The organism is Mycobacterium sp. NGS29, from assembly GCF_059812965.1.
In genome coordinates this window covers 229,492-252,690 of sequence record NZ_JCALDR010000002.1, presented here as the reverse complement: position 1 = coordinate 252,690, position 23,199 = coordinate 229,492, and the positions used below count along the sequence as shown (strand labels likewise).

22 protein-coding genes and 1 tRNA gene are annotated in these 23,199 nt (G+C 65.4%); 11 read left to right on the top strand and 12 right to left on the bottom strand.

Features of this window, described 5'->3' with window-relative positions:
- Positions 1–74 precede the first annotated feature (74 nt).
- Complete coding sequence (locus AC5Y5Z_RS03605) at positions 75–920, top strand: phage major capsid protein (RefSeq protein ID WP_499923408.1); 846 nt, start codon at positions 75–77, stop codon at positions 918–920.
- Between the two features lie 890 nt (positions 921–1,810).
- On the opposite strand, the gene AC5Y5Z_RS03600 is transcribed toward AC5Y5Z_RS03605, so the two are convergent.
- From AC5Y5Z_RS03600 to AC5Y5Z_RS03590, 3 genes are all read right to left on the bottom strand, one after another.
- Positions 1,811–2,029: a helix-turn-helix domain-containing protein gene (locus AC5Y5Z_RS03600; protein ID WP_499923406.1), complete on the bottom strand. Its 219-nt coding sequence runs from the start codon at positions 2,027–2,029 to the stop codon at positions 1,811–1,813.
- The gene (locus AC5Y5Z_RS03595; protein ID WP_499923405.1) at positions 2,026–2,508 is read right to left on the bottom strand and encodes a WhiB family transcriptional regulator; all 483 of its coding nucleotides are present in this window, start codon (positions 2,506–2,508) and stop codon (positions 2,026–2,028) included. The genes AC5Y5Z_RS03600 and AC5Y5Z_RS03595 overlap by 4 nt, the downstream gene beginning before the upstream one ends.
- Positions 2,509–2,676: 168 nt before the next feature.
- Positions 2,677–2,760: transfer RNA gene (locus AC5Y5Z_RS03590), tRNA-Tyr, on the bottom strand.
- Positions 2,761–2,830: 70 nt separating this feature from the next.
- Between AC5Y5Z_RS03590 and AC5Y5Z_RS03585 the strand changes: the two genes are divergently transcribed.
- The 4 genes from AC5Y5Z_RS03585 (at position 2,831) to AC5Y5Z_RS03570 (ending at position 7,706) form a co-directional block, all read left to right on the top strand.
- The gene (locus AC5Y5Z_RS03585; protein ID WP_499923404.1) at positions 2,831–3,322 is read left to right on the top strand and encodes a YajQ family cyclic di-GMP-binding protein; all 492 of its coding nucleotides are present in this window, start codon (positions 2,831–2,833) and stop codon (positions 3,320–3,322) included.
- 32 nt (positions 3,323–3,354) lie between these two features.
- On the top strand, positions 3,355–4,863 hold the full coding sequence (locus AC5Y5Z_RS03580; protein WP_499923402.1) for a flavin-containing monooxygenase: 1,509 nt from the start codon (positions 3,355–3,357) through the stop codon (positions 4,861–4,863).
- 60 nt (positions 4,864–4,923) lie between these two features.
- Entirely contained in the window at positions 4,924–5,949 is a 1,026-nt protein-coding gene (locus tag AC5Y5Z_RS03575; RefSeq protein WP_463825719.1) for an NAD(P)H-dependent glycerol-3-phosphate dehydrogenase, read from the top strand.
- Between the two features lie 248 nt (positions 5,950–6,197).
- Positions 6,198–7,706 carry a SulP family inorganic anion transporter gene (locus tag AC5Y5Z_RS03570; protein ID WP_463825718.1) on the top strand — a complete coding sequence of 503 codons (1,509 nt, stop codon included), beginning with the start codon at positions 6,198–6,200 and terminating at the stop codon, positions 7,704–7,706.
- Positions 7,707–7,709: 3 nt separating this feature from the next.
- Here AC5Y5Z_RS03570 and htpX read toward each other — a convergent pair whose 3' ends face one another.
- The gene (gene htpX, locus AC5Y5Z_RS03565; RefSeq protein WP_463825717.1) at positions 7,710–8,573 is read right to left on the bottom strand and encodes a zinc metalloprotease HtpX; all 864 of its coding nucleotides are present in this window, start codon (positions 8,571–8,573) and stop codon (positions 7,710–7,712) included.
- Between the two features lie 92 nt (positions 8,574–8,665).
- Positions 8,666–9,673 carry a nonaprenyl/(2E,6E)-farnesyl/geranylgeranyl diphosphat synthase gene (gene grcC1 / locus AC5Y5Z_RS03560; RefSeq protein WP_473139380.1) on the bottom strand — a complete coding sequence of 336 codons (1,008 nt, stop codon included), beginning with the start codon at positions 9,671–9,673 and terminating at the stop codon, positions 8,666–8,668.
- A gap of 21 nt (positions 9,674–9,694) precedes the next feature.
- Here grcC1 and menJ point away from each other — a divergent pair, with 21 nt between their 5' ends.
- The 3 genes from menJ to AC5Y5Z_RS03545 all read left to right on the top strand — a co-directional run bounded on the left by menJ (position 9,695) and on the right by AC5Y5Z_RS03545 (position 12,108).
- Entirely contained in the window at positions 9,695–10,924 is a 1,230-nt protein-coding gene (menJ, locus tag AC5Y5Z_RS03555) for a menaquinone reductase MenJ (protein WP_463825715.1), read from the top strand.
- Positions 10,925–11,049: 125 nt separating this feature from the next.
- Positions 11,050–11,739, top strand: coding sequence for a class I SAM-dependent methyltransferase (locus tag AC5Y5Z_RS03550; protein ID WP_499923400.1), 690 nt, complete (start codon positions 11,050–11,052; stop codon positions 11,737–11,739).
- Positions 11,740–11,772: 33 nt separating this feature from the next.
- Positions 11,773–12,108 carry a DUF732 domain-containing protein gene (locus AC5Y5Z_RS03545; RefSeq protein ID WP_463825713.1) on the top strand — a complete coding sequence of 112 codons (336 nt, stop codon included), beginning with the start codon at positions 11,773–11,775 and terminating at the stop codon, positions 12,106–12,108.
- 10 nt (positions 12,109–12,118) lie between these two features.
- On the opposite strand, the gene AC5Y5Z_RS03540 is transcribed toward AC5Y5Z_RS03545, so the two are convergent.
- The 5 genes from AC5Y5Z_RS03540 to menD all read right to left on the bottom strand — a co-directional run bounded on the left by AC5Y5Z_RS03540 (position 12,119) and on the right by menD (position 18,030).
- Positions 12,119–13,897 carry a hydroxysqualene dehydroxylase gene (locus AC5Y5Z_RS03540; RefSeq protein ID WP_463825712.1) on the bottom strand — a complete coding sequence of 593 codons (1,779 nt, stop codon included), beginning with the start codon at positions 13,895–13,897 and terminating at the stop codon, positions 12,119–12,121.
- Between the two features lie 88 nt (positions 13,898–13,985).
- Positions 13,986–14,678: a demethylmenaquinone methyltransferase gene (locus AC5Y5Z_RS03535; protein WP_499923398.1), complete on the bottom strand. Its 693-nt coding sequence runs from the start codon at positions 14,676–14,678 to the stop codon at positions 13,986–13,988.
- 17 nt (positions 14,679–14,695) lie between these two features.
- Positions 14,696–15,823 (bottom strand): glycosyltransferase family 4 protein, encoded by a 1,128-nt coding sequence (locus AC5Y5Z_RS03530; RefSeq protein WP_499923396.1) that lies wholly within the window; start codon positions 15,821–15,823, stop codon positions 14,696–14,698.
- Positions 15,824–15,886: 63 nt separating this feature from the next.
- Complete coding sequence (locus tag AC5Y5Z_RS03525; protein ID WP_499923395.1) at positions 15,887–16,387, bottom strand: DUF3592 domain-containing protein; 501 nt, start codon at positions 16,385–16,387, stop codon at positions 15,887–15,889.
- Positions 16,384–18,030, bottom strand: coding sequence for a 2-succinyl-5-enolpyruvyl-6-hydroxy-3-cyclohexene-1-carboxylic-acid synthase (gene menD / locus AC5Y5Z_RS03520; RefSeq protein ID WP_499923392.1), 1,647 nt, complete (start codon positions 18,028–18,030; stop codon positions 16,384–16,386). Before menD ends, AC5Y5Z_RS03525 begins: the two co-directional genes overlap by 4 nt.
- Positions 18,031–18,149: 119 nt before the next feature.
- Here menD and AC5Y5Z_RS03515 point away from each other — a divergent pair, with 119 nt between their 5' ends.
- Positions 18,150–19,607 carry a serine/threonine-protein kinase gene (locus tag AC5Y5Z_RS03515; protein ID WP_499923389.1) on the top strand — a complete coding sequence of 486 codons (1,458 nt, stop codon included), beginning with the start codon at positions 18,150–18,152 and terminating at the stop codon, positions 19,605–19,607.
- Positions 19,604–20,104, top strand: a complete 501-nt coding sequence (locus AC5Y5Z_RS03510; RefSeq protein ID WP_499923386.1) for an Rv1363c family protein — start codon at positions 19,604–19,606, stop codon at positions 20,102–20,104. The genes AC5Y5Z_RS03515 and AC5Y5Z_RS03510 overlap by 4 nt, the downstream gene beginning before the upstream one ends.
- Before the next feature lies 1 nt (position 20,105).
- On the opposite strand, the gene AC5Y5Z_RS03505 is transcribed toward AC5Y5Z_RS03510, so the two are convergent.
- Positions 20,106–20,894 carry an alpha/beta fold hydrolase gene (locus AC5Y5Z_RS03505; protein ID WP_499923384.1) on the bottom strand — a complete coding sequence of 263 codons (789 nt, stop codon included), beginning with the start codon at positions 20,892–20,894 and terminating at the stop codon, positions 20,106–20,108.
- Complete coding sequence (locus tag AC5Y5Z_RS03500) at positions 20,891–21,808, bottom strand: o-succinylbenzoate synthase (RefSeq protein WP_499923672.1); 918 nt, start codon at positions 21,806–21,808, stop codon at positions 20,891–20,893. Before AC5Y5Z_RS03500 ends, AC5Y5Z_RS03505 begins: the two co-directional genes overlap by 4 nt.
- Before the next feature lie 185 nt (positions 21,809–21,993).
- Here AC5Y5Z_RS03500 and AC5Y5Z_RS03495 point away from each other — a divergent pair, with 185 nt between their 5' ends.
- The gene (locus AC5Y5Z_RS03495; RefSeq protein WP_499923381.1) at positions 21,994–23,178 is read left to right on the top strand and encodes an alpha/beta hydrolase family protein; all 1,185 of its coding nucleotides are present in this window, start codon (positions 21,994–21,996) and stop codon (positions 23,176–23,178) included.
- The last annotated feature ends 21 nt before the right edge of the window (positions 23,179–23,199 follow it).

Here is a 23,199-nt window from a genome sequence, read left to right as displayed (position 1 = left end):
TTCGAGGTTGATCCTCACATTTCTCGCCCCGGTGGCGACTTCCAATCTTTCACTCAAACTAAAGGACTTTAGACATGGCCGTATTGAATAGCGGTTTGGCCGCCGCGTGGATTCCCGAAGACTACGGGAAACTCATTGATACCGTTATCGCTGAGAAGTCAATCGCGTTTCAGGCTGGGACAGTAATCCAGACCTCGGGTCACGAAATCCGCTTCCCGATGATCACCGCCGACCCCGCTGTTGGCTGGTATGCGGAGAACACCCAAATCACTCTGACGGACCCGACCACTAACGAATTGGTGGTTATCCCGAAGGCCGTTAAAGGGCTCACTCAGATCAGCAATGAAGCGGCAGCGGATAGCAATCCCGCTGTTGCTAATCAGGTCGGTCAGAGTTTGGGTCGATCCATTGCAAAGAAGATTGACGCCGCAATGTTCACCACCGCGACCGTGACCAACGGTCCCTCGGGTCTGCTGTCGCTGTCTGCGTCGTACAACGTTGTGGACATCGGAACCGTCACCCTCACCTCCCTGGATGCCTTCCATGAGGCGAAGGCCGCTGCGCTGGCTGACGGCGCAAACCTCACCCATTTCATCCTTGCCCCCGATGTGGCCCTGACCTTGAGCAAGGCTAAGCAACTAACCTCAGGCTCGAACATGGGCCTGCTGGACGCCAACGGCGTCAGTGATGGTGTGACCCTGGCCGGGGTGAAGGTGCTGGTGTCGACCGATGTGGCCAGCGGAAACAGCTGGGGTGTGGATGCTTCGCAAATCTTGGTTGTCCAGCGCACCGGCACCACCGTCACCAAGTCCACCGATTCGGCATTCGACTATGACGCAACCCGTGTGCGTGCGACCGCCCGTGTCAGCTTTGGTTTCGCCAATCCTGCCGGCGTTGTTCGCCTCTACGACGCTGCCTAATGCCGACTGCGAGTGAACTGTCAGCCTTCCTGGGTCCACGTAATCCCGTGGATTCCGGGCAGGCAACGGCCATCCTCCAAACCCTCACATCGCGCGCCAAGAGTTACACCAGGGGGAAGGGATTTGACGCGTCCGGAGACCCTCTAGAAGACGTTTCCAGCGCCATTCTCACCGGGGCCGCTCGACTAATATCCCATGCGCGTCAGGTGGGCATCTCCGAGCAGTACGGGCAGTCCTCAGCCCAATGGACCCATGCGCCATTTGAATGGTCATTGAGTGAATTGGCTGTATTGGAACGCTACCGAGCAATGGCGCGCTAGTGGAGCACCAATTGGACGTCAACTTATACCCCTACCCGAATCCCGCACTTACGGAGATTCTCGTCGGTGAACCAATGGCGAAGATCGTGGGCGAATATGCGGAGAAGGTTCGCGCTACATATGTGGCGAATGTAGCTGACCGTCCACGCAAAGGTGACAAGCATCCCGGCCTATCTATGGAGAACACCAAAGCCGAATTGGTGATGGGTGGACCCAATCATGACAGGTGGATTGGGCAGGTCACTGTTTCAGTTCCCTACGCCGCCGCCGACGAGTGGGGTCGTGAGGCCTATAACCCTTACGCTGGCCACCACGATTTAGCCGCCGCATTACACGCGGTTCTACCGCCGCGATAATAATCTTCAGGAGGCGTCCTCTCCGCCCTCCTTGAAGCTCCCCCGGTCCCCCGCCTTTAACCGGGGTTGAGACTTTGCGCCGAACTGTTAAACCGAATAGGTCAGGAGCAGACCGGCGCAAGCATCGACATTCCGTGGTGGGTTGGTCGATGCAAAAAGGAAATCCCCCGAGGTTTATTAGGCATTTACCTCGGGGGATTTCTCTGTCTCGGGGTTAGCGCCAGATGAATATGTCGTCAAAGTGCGCGGAGCCGAACACCCCCAAAGCCCCGGTGATGAAGCGGATGCCGGGCTCAGACTTGCCACTAAGCACTCGTGAAAGCTGGGACGGGTGAATCCCCATGTGGCGGGCGACAGAACCCCTGGTGGTCAGACGGGCGCGTTCGCACGCCTGATTGAACGCCGCAGGGTCGACATGGATGGTTTTGCTCATGACGCCAACTTCCAGGCCTCGTTCAACGCCACCGTGACCCATGTTCGCGACCAGCCCAAACGTTTCCCGATGTTCTCGGTGGTCATTTCGGGGTTAGCAATGACCAGGTTCAACAGCCTCATGTAGTCGTCATGCCGGGGCAGCGTGGGCTTGAGCGACTTCTTCGCCGTGAGGCACTTCGCTAAACGGTTTTCGTATTTCGCAGGCATCGTGTGCCGCGCGTACTTCTCTTTGATCCCGGCCAGATTTTCGCCGTGGTACTTCCGCCAGGACGGCTTGTACGCATTTCGCTCATCGGGGGTGAGACCGCCCCAGATCCCGCCGTCCTCGTCGTTGACCAGCGCCAGGGTTGAGCATGCGCTCATGACTGGACATCCGTGGCAGATTTCCTTAGCGGCCCTCTGTACGTACGGATCTAGACTCCAAAACATCTCCGGGTCAAGTCCGATGCAAGCGGCGCGGTCGAAGGGGTTGGTCATGGCATCACCGTCCCACCGGGCACCGACAGGTCGGTCTCAAGAGCTGGGTTCGTCATGCTTTGTCTCCTTGTGGTGTGTCATGTCCACGTTGGAGACGCTTACTCGCATGTCTATTACATGCTGACTAGATAGATCGACTAAATACCTGCTCTGAACTGTCGATTCCTGTGGTGGCAGGTACTGGATTCGAACCAGTGTAGCTTTCGCGACGGATTTACAGTCCGCTCCCATTGGCCGCTCGGGCAACCTGCCGCCTAGCAGGGTACAACGAGCGGGTAGACATTTCACAAACGGCTAGCACCGATGAGAAAGGGCCGATCGCATGGCGGACTCGTCGTTCGACATCGTCAGCAAGGTTGACCGCCAGGAGGTCGACAACGCGCTCAACCAGGCCGCCAAAGAACTGTCCACCCGGTTCGACTTCCGTGGCACCGACACCACGATCGCCTGGAAGGGTGAGGAGAGTATCGAGCTGATCTCGTCCACCGAGGAGCGGGTCAAAGCGGCCGTCGACGTCTTCAAGGAGAAGTTGATCCGGCGCGACATCTCGATGAAGGCATTCGAGGCGGGCGATCCGCAGGCCTCGGGCAAGACCTACAAGGTCAGCGGCACCCTCAAGCAGGGCATCGACAGCGAGCATGCCAAGAAGATCACCAAGCTCATCCGCGACGAGGGACCCAAGTCGGTCAAGACGCAGATCCAGGGTGCCGAGGTTCGGGTCACCAGCAAGAAGCGCGACGACCTGCAGGCCGTTCAGGCTTTGCTCAAGCAGGCCGACCTCGACGTGGCCCTGCAGTTCGTGAACTACCGGTAGCCGGCCCGACCAAGACCCAAGCGAGGTTCACGATGACCGTGACTCAACCAGATGCCGAGCGCGAATCAGCCAAGCCCTACGACGTCGACGTTTTGATCGTCGGCGCCGGAATCTCCGGACTCGGCGCGGCATACCGGATCGGGCAGCGCAACCCGTCGCTCAGTTACACCATCTTGGAGCGGCGCGAACGCATCGGCGGCACCTGGGATCTGTTCAGATATCCGGGCGTGCGTTCCGATAGCAGCATCTTCACGCTGAGCTTCCCCTTCGAGCCGTGGACACGCGAGGAAGGTGTCGCCGACGGCCCGCACATCCGCGAGTACCTGGTAGACACGGCCCGCAAGTACGGCATCGACGAGCACATCCAGTTCAACAGCTATGTGCGCCACGCAGATTGGGATTCGGCAACCGACACCTGGACAGTCACCGTCGAGCAGAACGGATCCACCAGGCACTGCCGATGCCGATTCCTGTTCTTCGCCAGTGGCTACTACAACTACGACCAGGGCTACACCCCCGAATTCCCCGGCATCGAGAACTTCAGCGGCACCGTCGTGCATCCCCAGCACTGGCCGGAGGACCTCGAATACAGCGGCAAGAACGTGGTGGTCATCGGGAGCGGCGCCACGGCCGTGACGCTGATTCCTTCGATGGCCGAACGCGCGGCCAAAGTCACCATGCTGCAGCGCTCCCCGACCTATATCGTCTCGGCGTCCAAGTACAGCACGCTGGCGTGGGTCAGCCGGATATTGTTGCCGCACAGGGTTTCTCACCTCCTCGTGCGTTTCTACAACGCTCTCATGGAGGGCGTGATCTGGTTCCTGTCGCGCAAGACGCCGGCCTTGATCAAATGGTCCCTGCGCCGCAAGGCGGTGCAGAACCTGCCCGAGGGTTACGCGGTCGACATTCATTTCAAGCCGCGCTACAACCCCTGGGACCAGCGGATGTGCCTGATCCCCGACGGTGACCTCTTCAACGCCATCAGCGCAGGCCGTGCCGAAGTGGTCACCGACCTGATCGACCGCTTCGACGCGACCGGCATCGTGCTGAAGTCCGGGACGCACCTCGACGCCGACATCATCGTCACCGCCACCGGTTTGCAACTGCAGGCACTCGGCGGCGCAACCCTGAGCATCGACGGCGAGGCGATCAACCCCACCGACCGCTTCGTCTACAAAGCCCACATGCTCGAGGACGTGCCCAATCTGTTCTGGTGCGTGGGCTATACGAATGCGTCCTGGACCCTGCGCGCCGACATGACGGCCCGCGCGACAGCCAAACTGCTGGAATACATGTCTGCGCACGGATATACGCACGCCAGCCCACACCTGGGCGATCAGCCGATGCCCGAGAAACCGTCCTGGGACATTCAGGCCGGTTACGTGCGACGGGCACTGCATGCACTGCCCAAATCAGGAACCAAGCGACCGTGGAACGTGCGACAGAACTACTTCGCCGACGCGATCGACTACCGGTTCGACCGTATCGACGAGGCGATGACGTTCGGCCGCGCGACCGACCGGGCCGCACTGGCGGGTTGAGGCGACGCTCCATCGGAGAACCGCTGTCAAATGACAGGTGACCGCAATAGGGTGAAGCCCATGGCAGCTGACAAGCGCGAACCGCAAGTCGTAGTCCTCGGCGGAGGCTCGTGGGGCACCACCGTCGCGTCCATCTGTGCACGCCGGAGTCCCACGTTGCAGTGGGTGCGATCGGAAGACACCGCCAAGGACATCAACGACAATCACCGCAACACCCGCTATCTCGGCAACGAAGTGGTGCTGAGCGAGAACCTGACCGCCACCACTGACTTCTCCGAGGCCGCACACTGCGCCGACGTTCTCGTCATGGGCGTGCCGTCCCACGGATTCCGCGGGGTGCTGACCGAGCTCAGGAAGGAACTGCGCCCCTGGGTTCCGGTGGTGTCGCTGGTCAAAGGGCTCGAGCAGGACACCAACATGCGGATGTCGCAGATCGTCGAGGAACTGTTGCCGGGACACCCGGCAGGCATCCTGGCCGGACCGAACATCGCCCGGGAGGTGGCTGAGGGCTATGCCGCGGCGGCGGTCCTGGCCATGCCCGACCAGCACCTGGCGACCCGGCTGTCCGGCCTGTTCCGGACCCAGCGCTTCCGCGTCTACACCACCGACGACGTGGTCGGGGTCGAGATGGCCGGCGCCCTCAAAAACGTCTTCGCGATCGCGGTCGGCATGGGTTACTCCCTGGGCATCGGCGAGAACACCAGGGCGCTGGTGATCGCGCGGGCACTGCGCGAAATGACCAAGCTCGGCGTCGCGATGGGCGGGAAGGCCGAAACCTTCCCCGGCCTGGCGGGCCTCGGCGACCTGATCGTCACCTGTACCAGCCAGCGCAGCCGCAATCGACACGTCGGCGAGCAGTTGGGCGCGGGCAAGAAAATCGAAGAGATCATCGAGTCCATGAACCAGGTCGCCGAGGGTGTCAAGGCCGCTGGCGTGATCATGAAGTTCGCCACGGAGTTCGGGCTGAACATGCCGATCGCCCGCGAGGTCGATGCCGTCATCAACCACGGCTCTACCGTCGAGCAGGCCTACGCCGGCCTGGCCGCCGAAGAGCCCGGGCACGAGGTGCACGGGTCGGGTTTCTAGGCTCGCTCCCTATTTTCATACGCGCTACCTAACATTTGGGTTCGGTATGCACCTGGCGCGTCAGGTTGCCCGTACCTAGCACCGCCCATACCGTCAATCGGAGGTCGACAGACGGTCCGGCCCGTGACATCGCGGTTTCGGGAAGTTCGTATTCGTTTGTGCGCCAAGATGTTACGGCCACGTTATGAAGCGTGACCCGGGGTGCGGAAGCACCAATGCGCCCCACCATGCCGACAAGGGAGCTTTCGATGCATGACGTTGAGCAATGCGAGAGTTCTGGCCAGTCCAAGCTGCGTGCGGTCTTTCAGCACGACCTGCCTGCGTCGCTGGTCGTCTTCCTGGTCGCCTTGCCGTTGTCGTTGGGGATCGCGATCGCTTCGGATGCACCGGTATTGGCCGGCCTGATCGCCGCGATCGTGGGTGGAGTAATCGGTGGCGCCCTGGGGGGATCACCCCTGCAGGTCAGTGGCCCGGCCGCCGGCCTGACCGTGATCGTCGCCGACCTGATCGCCGAATTCGGTTGGGGCATCACTTGCTTCATCACAGCAGTTGCCGGCCTCCTGCAGGTTCTGCTGGGACTGAGCCGGGTTGCGCGTGCGGCGCTCGCCATTTCGCCCGTGGTAGTGCATGCAATGCTGGCCGGTATCGGTATCACCATCGCGCTGCAACAGACGCACGTGCTGCTGGGTGGTGAGTCACACAGTTCGGCCTGGGTGAACGTCGTGGAGTTGCCCGCCCAGATCGTCGGCGCGCACCGACCCGGACTCTTCTTGGGCCTGATGGTGATCGCCATCATGGTTGCCTGGCGCTGGGCACCGGCCAAGCTGGCCGCGGTTCCCGGTCCATTGGTCGCCATCGTCGTGGTAACCGCCGTCTCGGTGGCATTTCCGTTCAATGTCTCCCGGATCACGCTGGAAGGTTCGATCCTGGATGCGCTGCAACTGCCAGCGATGCCTCACGGCAATTGGGGTGCCGTCGCGCTCGGCGTCATCACCGTCACACTGATCACGAGCGTGCAGAGTCTGCTGACCGCGGTGGCGACCGACCGGATGCACAGCGGTCCGCGGACCAACCTGGACCGTGAACTGATCGGACAGGGCGCTTCCAACATCGTCTCGGGCGCCGTCGGCGGCCTGCCCATCGCCGGGGTGATCGTGCGCAGTGCGGCGAACATCAAAGCGGGCGCCAAAACCAGCGCCGCGACGATCCTGCACGGATTCTGGATCCTGCTGTTCGCCCTTCCGTTCGCCGGCCTGATCGAACAGATCCCCAGTGCTGCGCTGGCCGGTCTGCTGATTGTGATCGGCATCCAACTGCTGCAGCCCGCACACATCGAAACAGCCTTCAAAACAGGCGATTTCGCTATCTATCTGGTGACGATCGTCGCGGTGGTCTTCCTCAACCTGTTACACGGGGTGTTGATCGGGCTGGTTCTGGCGATCGCGATGACCGGCTGGCGGGTGGTTCGGGCCAAGGTGGAAGCAGTCAGCGACGGCGACGAATGGCGGGTGATCGTCGAGGGTGCGTGCACGTTCCTCAGCCTGCCCCGGCTGACCAGGGTGCTGACATCGGTCCCCGAACGCGCAACTGTCACTCTGCATATCGCTGTCAGTTACCTCGATCATGCTGCGCACCAAGCAATTACCGATTGGCAACGCCAGCATCACGCCACCGGGGGCACGGTCCTGATCGAGGGCCTGCTGGAACACGGCAATACGCCACGGACACTCACGCTGGTGCGCGACGCAGCGGCCTGACGCTCACCCCCGCGCCATCTGCTCCAGCCGGCGGATCCGGTCCTCGATCGGCGGGTGCGTCGAGAACAGCGACCCGATGCGCTCACCCGCGCGGAACGGGTTGGCGATCATCAGGTGTGCCTGGTTGGCGAGTTGTGGCTCCGGGGGCAGCGGGGCCAGTTGCACGCCGCCGGAGATCTTGCGCAGCGCCGACGCCAGGGCCAGCGGATCACCGGTCAGCAAGGCGCCCGACTCGTCCGCCTGGTACTCGCGCGAACGGGAGACCGCCAGCCGCACGACCGTCGCCGCGATCGGGCCCAGCAGCGAAACCAGCAGCAGCGCAAACGGATTGGTGCCGCCCTCGCGATTGCCGCCGAACGCTCCGAACCACATGGCCATGTTGGCCAGCGCGGTGATCACCGACGCCAGCGCCCCGGCCACACAGGAGATCAAGATGTCGCGGTTGTAGACGTGCGAGAGCTCGTGGCCCAACACAGCACGCAACTCGCGCTCGTTGAGGATCCGCAGGATGCCGGTGGTGCAGCACACCGCGGCATTGCGCGGATTGCGCCCGGTGGCGAACGCATTGGGCGCGCTGGTGTCGCTGATGAACAAGCGCGGCATCGGTTGGCGGGCAGCGGTAGCCAACTCGCGCACAATGCGGTACATCATCGGTTCCTGCAATTCGGAAACCGGTTGGGCATGCATGGCACGCAACGCCAGCTTGTCGCTGTTGAAATAGGTGTAGACGTTGATGCCGACAGCGAACAGCGTCGCAAAAATCAGCGCCGTTCGGCCGAACAAAGCGCCGGCGAAGACGATCATCGCGGACATACCGACCAACAGCACGAACGTCTTCAACCTGTTGGCATGCGGATGCCAGGTCATTGGTGTGCCCCCTACGAACACGTCGCCTTTATTCGATTACAGCCGATCAACGCCCGGAGGCACAGTCAAGGTTCCATACGCCGGGGAAATGCCTAGCCATGCCGGCTGACGGTGTAGTCGACCAGCGCCTGCAACGCCCCCCGCCCCGGGCCCTCCGGTAACAGGCCCAGCTCGTGATGCGCCTGCGCCGCGTACTGCGCGAGGGTTTCCTTGGCCTTGGCCATGCCCGACGACGCCCGCAGCAACATCAGCGCCTCGCGGACCTGTGCATCGTCGTGAATCGGACCGGCCAGCAGCTCACGCAACCGGGCGCCGTCGGGGCCGGTCTCCTGCAGGGCGTACAACATCGGCAGCGTCCGTACGCCCTCGCGCAGGTCGGTTCCGGGTACCTTGCCCGACTCCTCGGAGTCGCTGTCGATGTCGATGATGTCGTCGGCGATCTGGAACGCGGTGCCCACGATGGCGCCCAACCGGCTCAACCGCTCGACCTGGTCGTCGTCGGCGCCGGAGAACATCCCACCGAACCGGCCCGCGGCACCGATCAGGCTGCCCGTCTTTTCGTGGACCACCTTCAGGTACTGCGCGATGCGGTCCGCCCCGTCGGGCGCGCCGCGCGTCTCGCGCATCTGTCCGGTGACCAGCTCGGCGAACGTCTCTGCGACGATGCGCACCGCCTCCGGGCCCAATCGGGACACCAGCCGCGACGATGTCGCCAGCAGATAGTCACCGGCCAGGATGGCCACGTTGTTGCCCCACCGCGCGTTGGCACTGGGCGCGCCGCGGCGCACCTCGGCCTCGTCCATCACATCGTCGTGATAGAGCGTCGCGAGGTGAATGAGCTCGACGATCGCGCCGGCCAGTGTGACTTCGGTGTTGACCGGGTTCGGCCCGGTGTGCGCGGCCAGCACGGTGAACAGCGGGCGGAATCGTTTGCCACCGGCTTTGAACAGGTGCAGCAGCGACTCGGTCATCACCTCGTCGGAGCCGCGCAGTTCGGCGTCCATCAGCTCCTCGACCCGGGCGACACCGTCTCGAACCGTCGCGGCAAATTCGGCATCGCCTAGGTCAACGCCCGCCACCACGGTCGCCGGAGTTCTCATTCGACCAACATACTGGTGAGCGTGAACACGAGAGTCTCCCAGGCCGACGTCGTGGTGGTGGGCGCCGGGCCGGCCGGGTCGGCGGCGGCCGCCTGGGCCGCTCGTGCGGGTCGCGATGTGCTCGTCATCGATTCGGCCAGCTTTCCGCGTGACAAGGCTTGCGGCGACGGGCTGACCCCGCGCGCCATCGACGAGATGCAACGGTTGGGGCTCGGCGACTGGCTGGCCGGGCGCATCCAGCACCGCGGCCTGCGGATGAGCGGTTTCGGTGGCGAGCTGGAAGTCGAGTGGCCCGGCCCGTCGTTCCCGTCCTACAGCAGTGCGGTGGCGCGCCTGGAACTCGACGACCGGATCCGCAAGGTCGCCGAGGAGTCCGGCGCGCGCATGATGCTTGGTTCTAAAGCTGTTGCTGTGCATCATGATTCGTCTCGGCGGGTGACCTCGTTGACGTTGGCCGACCGCACCGAGGTGCGGTGCGACCGGCTGATCGTCGCCGACGGGGCACGGTCCCCGCTGGGCCGCAAACTGGGTCGGCGCTGGCATCAGGAAACGGTGTACGGCGTTGCGGCCCGCGCGTACCTGGCCACCGAGCGTGCCGACGACCCATGGCTGACGTCGCATCTGGAATTGCGCTCGCCCGACGGCGCGGTACTCCCCGGCTACGGCTGGATCTTCCCGCTGGGCAACGGCGAGGTGAACATCGGCGTGGGTGCGCTGTCGACCACCAAGCGACCGGCCGACTTGGCGCTACGGCCACTGATCTCGTACTACACCGACCTGCGGCGTGCGGAATGGGGCTTCGAGGGGCCGCCGCGGGCGGTGGCCTCGGCCCTGCTGCCGATGGGCGGCGCGGTGTCCGGGGTGGCCGGGCCGAACTGGATGCTGATCGGCGATGCCGCGGCCTGCGTCAACCCGCTCAACGGTGAGGGCATCGACTACGGGCTGGAGACGGGCCGACTGGCCGCCGAGATGCTGGACTCCGATGACCTGTCACAGCAGTGGCCGGCTTTGCTGACCGACCACTACGCCCGCGGCTTCTCGGTAGCACGCAGACTGGCGCTGCTGCTGACGTTCCAGCGGTTCCTGCCCGCAACCGGGCCGATCGCGATGCGCTCCACCGCGATGATGCGCATCGCCGTCCGGGTGATGGCGAATCTGGTCACCGAAGACGACGCCGACTGGGTGGCGCGTGCGTGGCGCGGTGGCGGACGTGCCTCGCGGCTGCTCGATCGGCGCCCACCGTTCACCTGAGTGTGCCGAGCAGACGCAAAAGCCCCTTATTTCCGCAGAAATAGGGGGCTTTTGCGTCTGCTCGCGCCAGGAAAGGATATATCAGGATGGTTGACATATATCAGGCTGGTTGATATACAGGAGTCATGAATGCACCAGTGGATTTTCAGTTCGAATCGGCCTACCGCGGCGACTCCCCACAATTCGGCGCAGGCGTCCGGCCCCCGTGGAGCATCGGCGAACCCCAGCCCGAGCTGGCTGCGCTGATCGAGCAGGGCAAGTTCAAAGGTGACGTGCTCGACGCCGGTTGTGGCGAGGGCGCGATCTCGCTGGCCCTGGCCGAACGCGGGCACCGCACCGTCGGCCTGGACGCCTCACCTACGGCAATCGAGCTGGCCCAGCGCGCGGCCGAGCAGCGGCGCATCTCCAACGCCAGCTTCGCGGTGGCCGATATCAGCGATTTCGACACCTATCCGGCCGATTCGGCCGGACGCTTCGACACGATCGTGGACAGCACGTTGTTCCACTCGATGCCGGTTGAACTGCGCGAGGGCTACCAGCACTCGATCGTGCGTGCCGCCGCACCTGGCGCGTCGTATTTCGTGCTGGTCTTCGACAAGGCCGCGTTGCCCGGCGAGGGACCGGTGAATGCCGTAACCGAGGACGAACTGCGCGAGGTGGTTGCCAAGCACTGGGTGATCGACGACATCCGCCCGGCCCGCATCCACGCGCAGGTTCCGGCCGGTGTTCCCGGCATGCCCGGCTTCGATGCACGCGACGAAGGCGACGGCCGCATGTCCGTCGGCGCCTGGCTGCTATCAGCGCATCTGGGCTGATAGCGTGCACCGCCCAGGTGTATAGTCCGTCTAATGAAGGTAACTACGCTGGCTACTTTCGCCGCTCTGGCGGCCGCCGCTGTCGGGTCGGCGGCGCCCGCCGGGGCTGACGACTACGACGCGCCGTTCAACGCCCAGTTACACACGTACGGCATTTACGGCCCGCAGGACTACAACGCGTGGCTGGCCAAAATCAGCTGTCAACGGATCGAGCGCGGCGTGGACGGCGACGCGTACAAGTCGGCGACCTTCCTGCAGCGCAATCTGCCGCTGAAGACCACCCAGGGGCAGGCGTTCCAGTTCCTCGGCGCCGCGATCGACCACTACTGCCCAGAACAGGCCGGCTTCCTGCAGCGGGTAGGCCGCTGACGTCCCTGAGCTAACCGCTCGGCCGGCGGGTGTCGAGAATGTCGAGGGCGTTCGGTAGGCCCTTGCGGTATCGGATCCGGTCGGCAGTCTTGAGCGGATTCCACCACGGTGCCTGAAAAAGGTTGACCACGTTGACCTTCTGGCCCACATATCCCGACGCGTCCAGGACTCCGTTGGCGGCGTAGCGGCCCCCTTCGTTGGCGCCCTCCATCGTCGTCACGTTCTGATCGGTCTTGATCCACTCCCCCGCGAGGAACAGGTTGTCGATACCGGTGACCGCGCTGGGCCGCCGCGCCCACGAACCGGGATCCTGGATGAACAGCGGTTCATCGTTGCGGACATTGGGCGTGCCCGAGTCCATGATCGACGGATCCAGAAACCAGGAATGCAGCATCGAGTCGTCGACCACATGTCCGGTGTCGCTCAGATGCGCCTTGATCTGCGCCCACGCTTCCTGCGCGATCTCAGTCGGCGTGCACTGCCGTGCACTCTTGCGGTTAAAATTGCCCGGCGTGCTCCAGTCCGAAATGATCGCGGACAGGCAGTCTTTGACGGTTCCGTCGCCGTAGGTGGTGAGGCTGCGCTTCCAGAATTGCTCTTCGCTGATCGAGGTCAGTCCCCACCCCGAGTCGACGTAATTGACGTGGCCCTTGGTCACATCCACGCGCTCCTTGAGATAGAACATCAACCCGTTCATCCACTCGGTCCGCAGCTGTGCGACGTTGCCGAGGACGGGGTCGGCGGCAATCACGTCCGGCGTGAGCACCGCTGCGAGCTTCTCGCACGGGATCGCCGAAACGTACCAGTCCGCAACGACCGGTTGCGGGAATCCGTTGCCGTCAACCACGGTGGCCGACGCGATGTGCGATCCGTTCGGCGTGAGCCGGGACAGCGCCTGCCCCACTTTGAAAGTGACGCCCAGCGAGGTGAGGTGGTCGACCCACGGGTCGATCCACTGGGAGCTGGTCGGGCCGTTGAGCACCCGGTCGAAGCCCTTGCAGTCGCGGTCATTGCCGAATAACAGAATCGACCAGACCGATGCCTCACCGACCAAGCCGATCGAATGTGCGCTGGCATCTTTGGATTTCGACGCCGCCAGGTTCCGGATGATCCCGTCGGCCAGATAGCGGTTGTATTCCGCCGATCTCTTGTTCGCACCGATGAAATCCTCCCACGTCATGTAGTCCCATTGACCGAGCTTCCGCTCGGTACAGCTGGACACGTAGACGGCGAGTTTCTGTGCCGCATAGGCGGCTTCCCACAACGGCAACCGGAACAGCGTCTGAAAGACCGTGGTGACCGATTCGATGAACGCCTTCGGCGTGATCGGATTAGGAATCGTAGGCAACGGAAACGGCAGCGGGATCGTCAGATCGGCGCGACCCATCCCCGAATGCAAGTACGACGTCGCCCGGGTTAGGTTGTTCCACACGCCGTTCGCGTTGCCGCTGAACGGAATACGACGCATCGTGTCGGTGACATTGCGATAGAAGCCTGGGAAGAACCGGAAGCCGTGTTCGGCTGGCAGCGGGGTGGCACCCGAATTCGGCACCGGAATCGAACGCGCCTTGCCGCCCAGCGCTTTACGTTCGTACACGGTCACGGTGTACCCGCGGTCGACCAGCTCATGAGCCGCCGTCAGGCCTGCCACACCGGCCCCGAACACCGCGACCGAATTGCCGGGAGCGGCACGACTCATCGGCATCGTGCAGGACAACGCGGCAGCCGCGGTAGCGGCAAGCATCGAGCGACGTGACACCCGGTATGCGGGACGCGGTGCGCTGGTCACGCCAACAAGTTAATGCGTGTTCTGAGCCCAGGACGTTATTGTCGACGGCGTTTCGCCTAGATGTGAACCGTGGTTTCTGCCGAAAGTTTCAGCGCAATGCCTTGTACGCGGCGTGCAACGCCACGATGCCGCCGGTCAGGTTGCGCCACCGCACCGCCGACCAGCCAGCCCGCGAGATCTCGTGCGCCAGGGCCGCCTGGTCGGGCCACGCCCTGATCGACTCGGCGAGATAAACGTAGGCCTCGGGATTGCTCGACACCGCCGTGGCCACCCGCGGCAGCGCCTGCATCAGATACTCCTTATACGCGGTCGCGAACAAAGCGTTTGTGGGAGTGGAGAATTCGCACACCACCAACCGGCCGCCGGGGCGGGTGACGCGGGCCATCTCGCGCAGCGCCACGGGAAAATCGACCACGTTGCGCAAGCCGAAGCTGATGGTGACCGCGTCGAATGCCTCGTCGGCGAACGGCAACCGGGTGGCGTCACCGGCGACCTTCGGAACCCTGCGGGCGCTGCCCGCCGCGAGCATCCCGACGGAGAAGTCAGCCGCCACACACCACGCGCCGGACTTCGCCAGCTCCACCGTCGACACCGCGGTGCCTGCGGCCAGATCCAACACCTTGTGCCCGCGCTCGATGTGCAGCGCTGCCCGGGTGGCGCGCCGCCAGAACCGGTCCTGGCCGAATGAGAGCACGGTATTGGTGATGTCATACCGGCGGGCGACACCGTCGAACATCGACGCGACGTCCCGGGGATTCTTTTCGAGGTCCGCGCGATTCACGCGTGAAACGCTACCCGCTATGCGACCTGGGCTCGTCGCGTCCCCAACACGGCCTCGTAGTGCCCGAGCAACTCGTCGCAGATCACCGGCCAGCTGCGGCCCAGCACACTGCGCCGCGCCGCTGGTGCGTAACGCGCCCGGTGCGCCACCAGATGAGCGACCGCGTCCGGCAGCCGAGCCTCGAAATCCTCGACCGGGAGCAACAGCCCGGTCCGGCATGGAGTGACCAGATCGCGGGGGCCGCCGGCGTCGGGGGCGATGACCGGCAACCCCGACGCCAGCGCTTCCTGCACGACCTGACAGAACGTCTCGTGCTCACCGGGATGCACGAAAACGTCCATGCTGGCGTACGCCGCGGCGAGCTCGTCGCCGTACAGCGCGCCGGTGAAAACCGCTGTGGGCATTGCCGATTGCAGTTTCGCGCGGTCGACGCCGTCACCGACCACGACGAGCCGCACCGCATCGGTGGCGGCGAGTACGGCAAGGCGGTCGACGTGCTTCTCCGGGGCCAGCCGTCCCACGAAGCCGACGATCGGTGTTCCGTCCGGAGACCACCGCCGCCGCAACTCCTCGTCACGTGCCGACGGTGCGTACCGGATCAGGTCCACGCCGCGCCCCCACCGGTAGACCCGTGGGAAACGCTGGGCGGCAAGCGCTTCCATCGTGGGCGTGGAGGGCGCCAGAGTACGGTCGGCCAGACTGTGCAGGTGCCGGAACCAGGCCCAGGCGGCACGCGTGGTGATGGGGATGCCATAGCTCTCGGCGAATCCCGGCACATCGGTCTGGTACACGGCGACCGTCGGCACGCCCAACCGACGCGCCGCCCGCAACGCACCGTAACCAAGTAGCGCGGGCGAAGCCAGATGCACCACGTCCGGGTCGAATCCGCGCAACACCCGCAGGATCTGCGGGGTGGGGACCCCGAGCGGCAGCGTCGTCACCTTGGGGAACATCCGTGCCGGCGCGCGGTGCACCCGGATGCCGTCATGCAGGCGCGCGGCTCGAGGTGACCCCGGCGGATTGTCCGGGGCGATGACCAGAGCTTCGTGACCCGTCCGGCGCAGGTGCTCGAGAACCCGAAGGACCGAGTTGCTGACACCGTTGACCTGCGGCAGGAATGACTCGGCGACGATTGCAACGCGCACGCCACCAACGGTGGCAGCCACGGCTGTCGCGGAGGTTGCCGACGGGGATACGCGACGCGAAATCTAGTGGTGGGTGCGCGCGGCCAACCGCCGGTCCAGCACCGCCAGACCGGTCAACGCAAGGGCGGCTGCCAGCCAGGCGGCCACCGCGATGGATCCGGCGGGGATGATCGCCAGTCGGGCATTGCGGTGTTGCACCCGCACCAGATTGGGATCCCGTTTGTTGTATTCGACGTAGATCCGCATCCCGGTGGCCAACTCGGACGGGTACAGCACACCGAGTTCCGGTCGATATGTGACCCGATCGGGTGTGACGAACTCGATGGTCGAGCGGCGCGGACCGGCACTGAGCACCTCGGCCTGTGCGACGCCCATGTTGCGGCTGATCGCCAGGTCGTTGCGGTAGGCGCCGGCGACCAGCAGCACCGACTGCAGGGTCACCAGGAACGCAAGGATCAGCACCCCGATCCGCACCCAGCGCACCACCATCCTGGGCCGGGTATCCGGGAGCTCCTCGCTGGTTCCGTGAATCAGTATGCGCAGCAATGCTTTCGGCGATTTCACAGCGCAGCCCTGATGGCGGCGTGTAGCTGTCGCAGCGAAGACCGGTCAGCCTTGACCTCCAGCACCCGCATGCCGCCGGCGGGTTCGCCCAGGACCGTCGGCACGTCATCGAGCTCGATCTGCCGGCTGTCCACATGGTAGGCGCGGCACAACGCGCCGACGTCGACGTCATGCGGGGTACCGAAGACCCGCGCCGAGACGTCGGTGAACCGCGGATCACCCTGTTCGAGCAGCTCGAAAATGCCGCCACCGTTGTCGTTGGACACCACGATGGTCAGGTCCCGCGGGGTCGGCTCGGTGGGCCCGATCAACAACCCGGAGCTGTCGTGGACGAAGGTCAGATCCCCGAGCAGCGCGATGGTGCGGCCCCGGTGGGCCACGTCGTGCGCCAGTGCGGCCCCGATGGTGGTGGACACGGTGCCGTCGATGCCGGCCACGCCGCGGTTGGAGCGGACCTGGATGCCGTGGGTGTCGAGGCCGACCAGCGCCATGTCACGCACCGGATTGGAGGCCCCCAGCACCAGCTGGTCGCCGGGACGCACGGCAGCGGCCACCGCGGCGGCGACATGCAGGCCGGTCGTCAGGGCATGCCCGGCGAGCTGGTCGCGCACCGCGACCACCGCTTTCCGGTTCAGTTCTGCGCAGCGGCGCAACCAGGCGGGATCCGGCGCGCCGGTGGTGACCGCCCTGGTGCCGGTGGCCTGGGAGTTGCCGGACACGTCGGGCCAGCGGGGTCCGGTCGTCAACGCATACACCGGCACCTTCGGATCGGCCAGCAGCGCCGAGACCGGGCGGTGCAGGGTCGGCCGTCCCAGCATGATCACCTGTTGGGGGCGCAGCAGCGGCAGCGCCAGCGGATGCAGGGGGTTACCGCGGGTCGCCGGCGCGGGGGCCGTGGGCTCGGCGACGGTCGGCAGGTCGGCGAGGTTGGGGAGTGCGGCCGCGCCGTGTCCGGCGATGACGACGGTGTCCGGCGTCAGGTCGATGTCGAGCGGCTGGTCGAAGGTGACCGGCGGGGTATAGGTCCACGGCTTGCCATCGGGCCGACCCGCCGGGGCGACCGAGCCCTGCGGTCCCGGGTCGGGCACCAGGGGTTCGCGCAGCGGAATGTCGAACTGCACCGGGCCGGCGTTGGCGCTGCGAGAACCGGTGGCAGCGGCCAACACTCGGCACGTCGCCGACCGCCAGGTGGCGTTGAGGGCGGCCAGGCGCTCCGGGGCATCCTCGGCCAGGCCGAGGCTGATCGTGGCGCGCACCTGGGTGCCGAAGTAACCCAACTGCTCCATGGTCTGGTTGGCCCCGGTGCCCAGCAATTCGTAGGGCCGGTTCGCCGACAGCACGATCAGCGGCACCCGGGCGTAGTTGGCCTCGACCACCGCCGGGCCCAGGTTGGCCACCGCGGTGCCCGACGTCATCGCGATGCAGACCGGCGCACCCGCCCCGACCGACAGTCCGATCGCCAGGAACCCGGCGGTGCGTTCGTCGATGCGAACGTGCAGACGGATCCGGCCGGCGGCGTCGGCGTCCTGCAACGCGAACGCCAGCGGCGCGTTGCGCGAACCGGGGCACAGCACCACATCGCGCACCCCGCCGCGAATCAGTTCGTCGACGACGATGCGGGCCTGGGTCGTCGAGGGGTTCACTGTTACAGAGTGGCACATGTCGAATCCATAGCATGGGCTTCACCGGGGGATACGGTGTCGGCTCACCCCTGTTAGCCGACCGACCAATAATGCGGCGGTCGTCAGTAAGATGCGCTGTTATGCCGCTACGCGATGGCGACGTCTTTGCTGGATACACGATCCTGCGTTTGCTCGGCTCCGGGGGAATGGGTGAGGTCTACCTCGCGCAGCATCCGCGGTTGCCGCGGTCGGAAGCGCTGAAGATCCTGCCTGCGGCGTTGACCGACGATTCCGAGTTCCGGGACCGTTTCAACCGCGAGGCCGACCTGGCGGCCACGCTGTGGCATCCCCACATCGTGGGCTTACACGACCGCGGCGAGTTCGACGGCCAGCTGTGGATCACCATGGACTATGTCGAGGGCACCGACGCCGCGCGCGCGTTACGGGACGCCGGGTCGACCGGCTTGCGGGAACAGGATGTGCTGGAAATCGTCGCCGCCGTCGCCGACGCACTCGACTACGCGCATCAGCGCAACCTGCTGCACCGCGACGTCAAGCCCGCCAACATCCTGCTCACCACCTCCGATGTCGAACAACGGCGAATTCTGTTGGCGGACTTCGGGATTGCGCGACGCGCCGACGACGTGAGCGGATTGACCGCGACAAATGTCACGCTCGGCTCGATCGCCTATGCGGCGCCCGAACAGTTGATGGGCCAACCGCTGGACGGTCGGGCCGATCAATACGCGTTGGCGGCCACCGCTTTTCACCTGTTGACCGGTGTTGCACCGTACGAGTCTTCCAATGCCGCGGTGATCATCGGCAAGCACCTCACGGCGCCGCCGCCGCTGCTGGCAGAACACCGACCGGGGCTGGGACGGCTGGACGCGGTGCTGTCGAAAGCGATGGCCAAGGACCCGGCCCAGCGGTATCCGCGCTGTACCGACTTCGCCCAGTCGCTGAGCGCGGCGATGGCCGTGGCGTCGATCGAACCGACGAGTCCGGCCTTCACGCCCTGGCCGCCGCCCGATCAGCAGATGCCCGCGCCGCCGATGCCCCACCAGACCGTCCCGTGGCAGCCGTACCCCTATCCGGCGCCGACCCCCGCCCGACGCCGCTGGCCGGCGATCCTGGTGCCGCTGATCTTGGCCGTGCTGCTGCTCGGCGCCGCCGCTTTCGCTGTGACGCAGGTGATGCGGCCCGCACCGAAGTCCACTGCGGCACCGTCCTGGCAGCCGTATGTCGACTACGCCAAGCAGTTCACCGTCTGGCTGACCAGTATCAGTTACCAATCAGCCGACAGCGACATTCAGCGTGTTGTCGATGGATCGACCGGCCAATTTCACGACGACTTCGCACAACGAAGTTCCGATTTCCGCAAAGTCGTCGAGCAGTCGAAGGTGACTACCGTCGGGACAGTCGACAGCGCGGCGCTCAACTCTCTGACCGGGTCGACGGCTCAGGTGCTGGTCGCCGCGACGTCAAAAGTCACCAACAACGACGGTTCATCAATGGACCCGCGGAAGCAGCGTTTCATCCTGAGCGTCGACAAGATCGGCGCCACCTACAAAGTGTCGAAGGTGGCGTTCGCGGCATGAAACGGGTCGCATGGTGGGTGCTCGTCGTCGCGCTCACGGCAACAACGCTGGTTGCTGTCGGCATCGGTAGTTGGCAACTACTGACGAAACAGAGCCACCCGGTAGTGGTGGCTGATCAATCCGCGGCGCGGCAGGCGGCGATCGAGGCCGCGAGCAACGGAACCATCAAGATATTGAGCTATACACCCGACACCCTCGAGCAGGACTTCGCCGCCGCGAAAGCGTGTCTCACCGGCGACTTCCTCAACTCCTACGACCAGTTCACCCGCCAGATCATCGAACCAGCCGCTCGCACGAAGAGAGTGACCGCGAAGGCTAAAGTCGTACAGGCCGGGGTGGAGAGTCTGGCCCAGGACTCAGCATCGATCCTGGTATTCACCAATCAGACGACGACTAGCACGGGCAAGTCCGACTCGGACCAGACCTCGAGCGCGATGCGGGTCGGTATGACGAAGGTCAAGGGCCGCTGGCTGATCAACCGCTTCGATCCGGTCTGACCTAGGCCCTGCCTCCCGCGAAGAACTTCAACATCGCGGCATTGACGGCTTCCGGCCGTTCCAGGAACCCGAGATGCCCGGCGTCGGGGATCTGCAGGTAGCGCCCGTTCGGCAAGGCGTCGGCGACCTCGCGGCCCAGATACGGCGGCGTGACCACGTCGTCGGAGAAGCCGAGTACCAGCACCGGTGCGGCGATGTTGCGATAGGCCGGCAACCGGTTGGTCTGCGGCGAGATATCCAGATGCCGGCGATATCCGGGAGTCAGCTTGGTGGGCCACATGCTGAACATCGCGATCCAGTCCGCGATCGCGGCGTCGTCGTTCAAGGTCTTGCGCGAAAAGCTCTCCAGCAGACGGACTTTCGCGTCATAGGTGGCTGGTAGCCGCACCCCCGCCGCGTCGAGATCGGACTCAGCTTGGCCGAAGAACTGGCGTGAGCGGTCCAGCCGACCGCGAGTGGCCATCAGCACCGCGGAGCTGACCAACTCCGAGCGCACCACCATGAGTTCCTGCGCGATGAACGATCCCATCGACACCCCGACGAGGCGGACCGGACCCAGATTCAGCGACTCGATCAGCGCGGCGGTGTCGGCGACCATGGTCGCCGTGGTGAAACCTTCGGCGTTCTCGGTCGCACCGATCCCCCGGTTGTCGAATGTGACGCAGCGGTACCCGGCGGCCAGGAACGCCGGCACCTGATGCAGATGCCAGGTACGGCCGGCACCGCCACGGCCGGCGATGAAGACAACGGGCTCACCGTTTCCCCTGTCGTCGTAAGCCAGGTTGATCACTCGCTCGACGGTACAAGCAGCGGGTGGCAGGCCTTGACCCGGTCGATCCACCACCGCCGCCGCTCTGCGGGCGCGGCCAGCGCCCGCAGCCGCGCCGGATCGGGCGCTACCGGCCCGACCGGTAGGCAGCCGTCGAGGGGTTCGGCGACGTCCGCGACGTCTTCCACGAACAATCTGCCGGTGCCCAGCCCGCAGGCATGACGCAACTCCGGCAACGCCGCGGCGGCGGTCAGGCCGTAGCCGATACCGACGGCGGAATCGAGTGCACTGGACACCACGATCGGGATGTCGATCTGCTCGGCGATCGACAGCATCGCCGAAATCCCGCCCAGCGGAGCAACTTTGAGCACCGCGATGTCGGCGGCGCCCGCGCGCACCACGGCCAGTGGGTCCTGCGCCTTGCGGATGCTTTCGTCCGCCGCGATGGGTACCTCGACCCGTCGGCGCAGTTCGGCGAGCTCGGGCACCGTCGCGCAGGGTTGTTCGAGGTACTCCAGCGCGCCGTCGGCCGTGAGCGCCGCAGCGGCCCGCGCCGCCTCGTCCACGCTCCAGCCGCCGTTGGCGTCCACCCGCACGGTCGAAACCGACGCGCGCACCGCATTCAGCCGGGCGACGTCGTCGGCCAGGCTCTGTCCCGGCTCGGCGACTTTCACCTTGGCGGTACCCGCGCCGGGGAACCGGGCCAGGACTTCGGGCACCTCGGCGGCACTGACGGCCGGAACGGTGGCATTGATGGGAACGCGGTCTCGCAGCACCGGCGGCGCCTCCAGATACGCGCTCTCGATCGCCGATGCCAGCCAGTGCGCGGCCTCCGGCGGTTCGTATTCGACGAAGGCGCCGAACTCCCCCCAACCCGCCGGGCCCTCGATCAGCGCCAGCTCGCGGGTGGTGATACCGCGAAAGCGCACCCGCATCGGCAGTGCCACGACGTGCAGCCGGTCCAGCAGGTCGTCGACGGTAGGGAGCGGGGACACCCTCGTAGGGTCTCAAATTCTGGCCGACCGCGCGTCCGCATGTGATAACGTGATTCTCCAAAATGGAGAAGTTAATTCTTCACAAGTGCGGCCGGAGGACCGATGACTGCCGAACGAGCGCGACGGTGAGGCGGTCGACCCGGTGGGGTCTGACCGTCGCGACCGCGTCGCTGGCAGCTGTCGGTGCGGCCGGCGCGCGCGAGGTCGCGCGGGTGACGACCGCGACCCGCAACGGCGTGACTGCGCGGGACGGCGTGCCGGTGCCACGGCCGTCGGTCGGCCTGGGGGTGGCCGCCGCCCTCGACGCCCTGGCCGCCGGCCCGATGCCGCTATTGTCGTCGCTCGGATCGCCGGAGCACTATGCGGTGGCATCGGCCGAACTCGACGCCGCCGTGGCGTATTACCGGGACGCCGGCTGGCTCGACGACCCGGGTCGCCGGCATCGACAGCCGCCTCCCCCTGACGTGCAGACGAACCCACTGCAGGGGATCGAGCTCGTCCGGTTCGACAGCGGTTGGCAGCCCGAGGCGGGCGAACCGGGCGCCGAGCGCTGGCGGTCGTTCGCCGCCAACCACACGGTGCCGGTCCGGCTGCTGCGTCACCCCGGCGCGCCCCGACCGTGGCTGGTCGCCGTCCACGGACAGGGCATGGGACGGCCCTCCGATCTCCGGATGCTGCGGGTGCGCCGGTTGCACGAGCAGCTCGGCATCAACGTGGCGCTCCCGGTACTCCCGTTGCACGGGTCTCGTGCCTGCGGCTACTCCCCCTACGCACAGTTCGCCTCCAACGTCTTCGCGACGAACAACGTGCTAGGGCTCACCCAGGCCGTGTGGGACATTCGCCGACTGCTGCAGTGGTTGTGCGACGACCAGCAGGCGCCTGCGGTCGGCGTGTTGGGGTTGTCTCTGGGCTCCTACGTGATCAGCTTGCTGGCGACGCTCGAGGGTGACCTCGCCTGCCTGGTCGCGGTCGTGCCCACCAGCGACCTGGCCGCGTCGATGCGCGAAGCCGTCCCGCTGACGTCCGCCAAGCGCCGGTTGCACCGTCAGGTGCACGACGATCGCTCAGCGCTGGTGCACCGGGTCGTGTCGCCGCTTGCCCGGCCTTGCCTGGTACCCCACGAACGGCGTCACATCGTGGCCGGTCAGGTCGACGGGATCGCCCCGCCCCGCGGCGCCGCCGAACTCTGGCGGCACTGGGACCAGCCGTCGATCGCCTGGCGGCCGCGCGGCCACCTCACCGCGTGGCGCGGGAGAGACTATGACGACCACATCGCCTCGGTCCTCACCTCGTGCGGACTGCGACACTAGCCGGGATGCACCTGAGGAGGA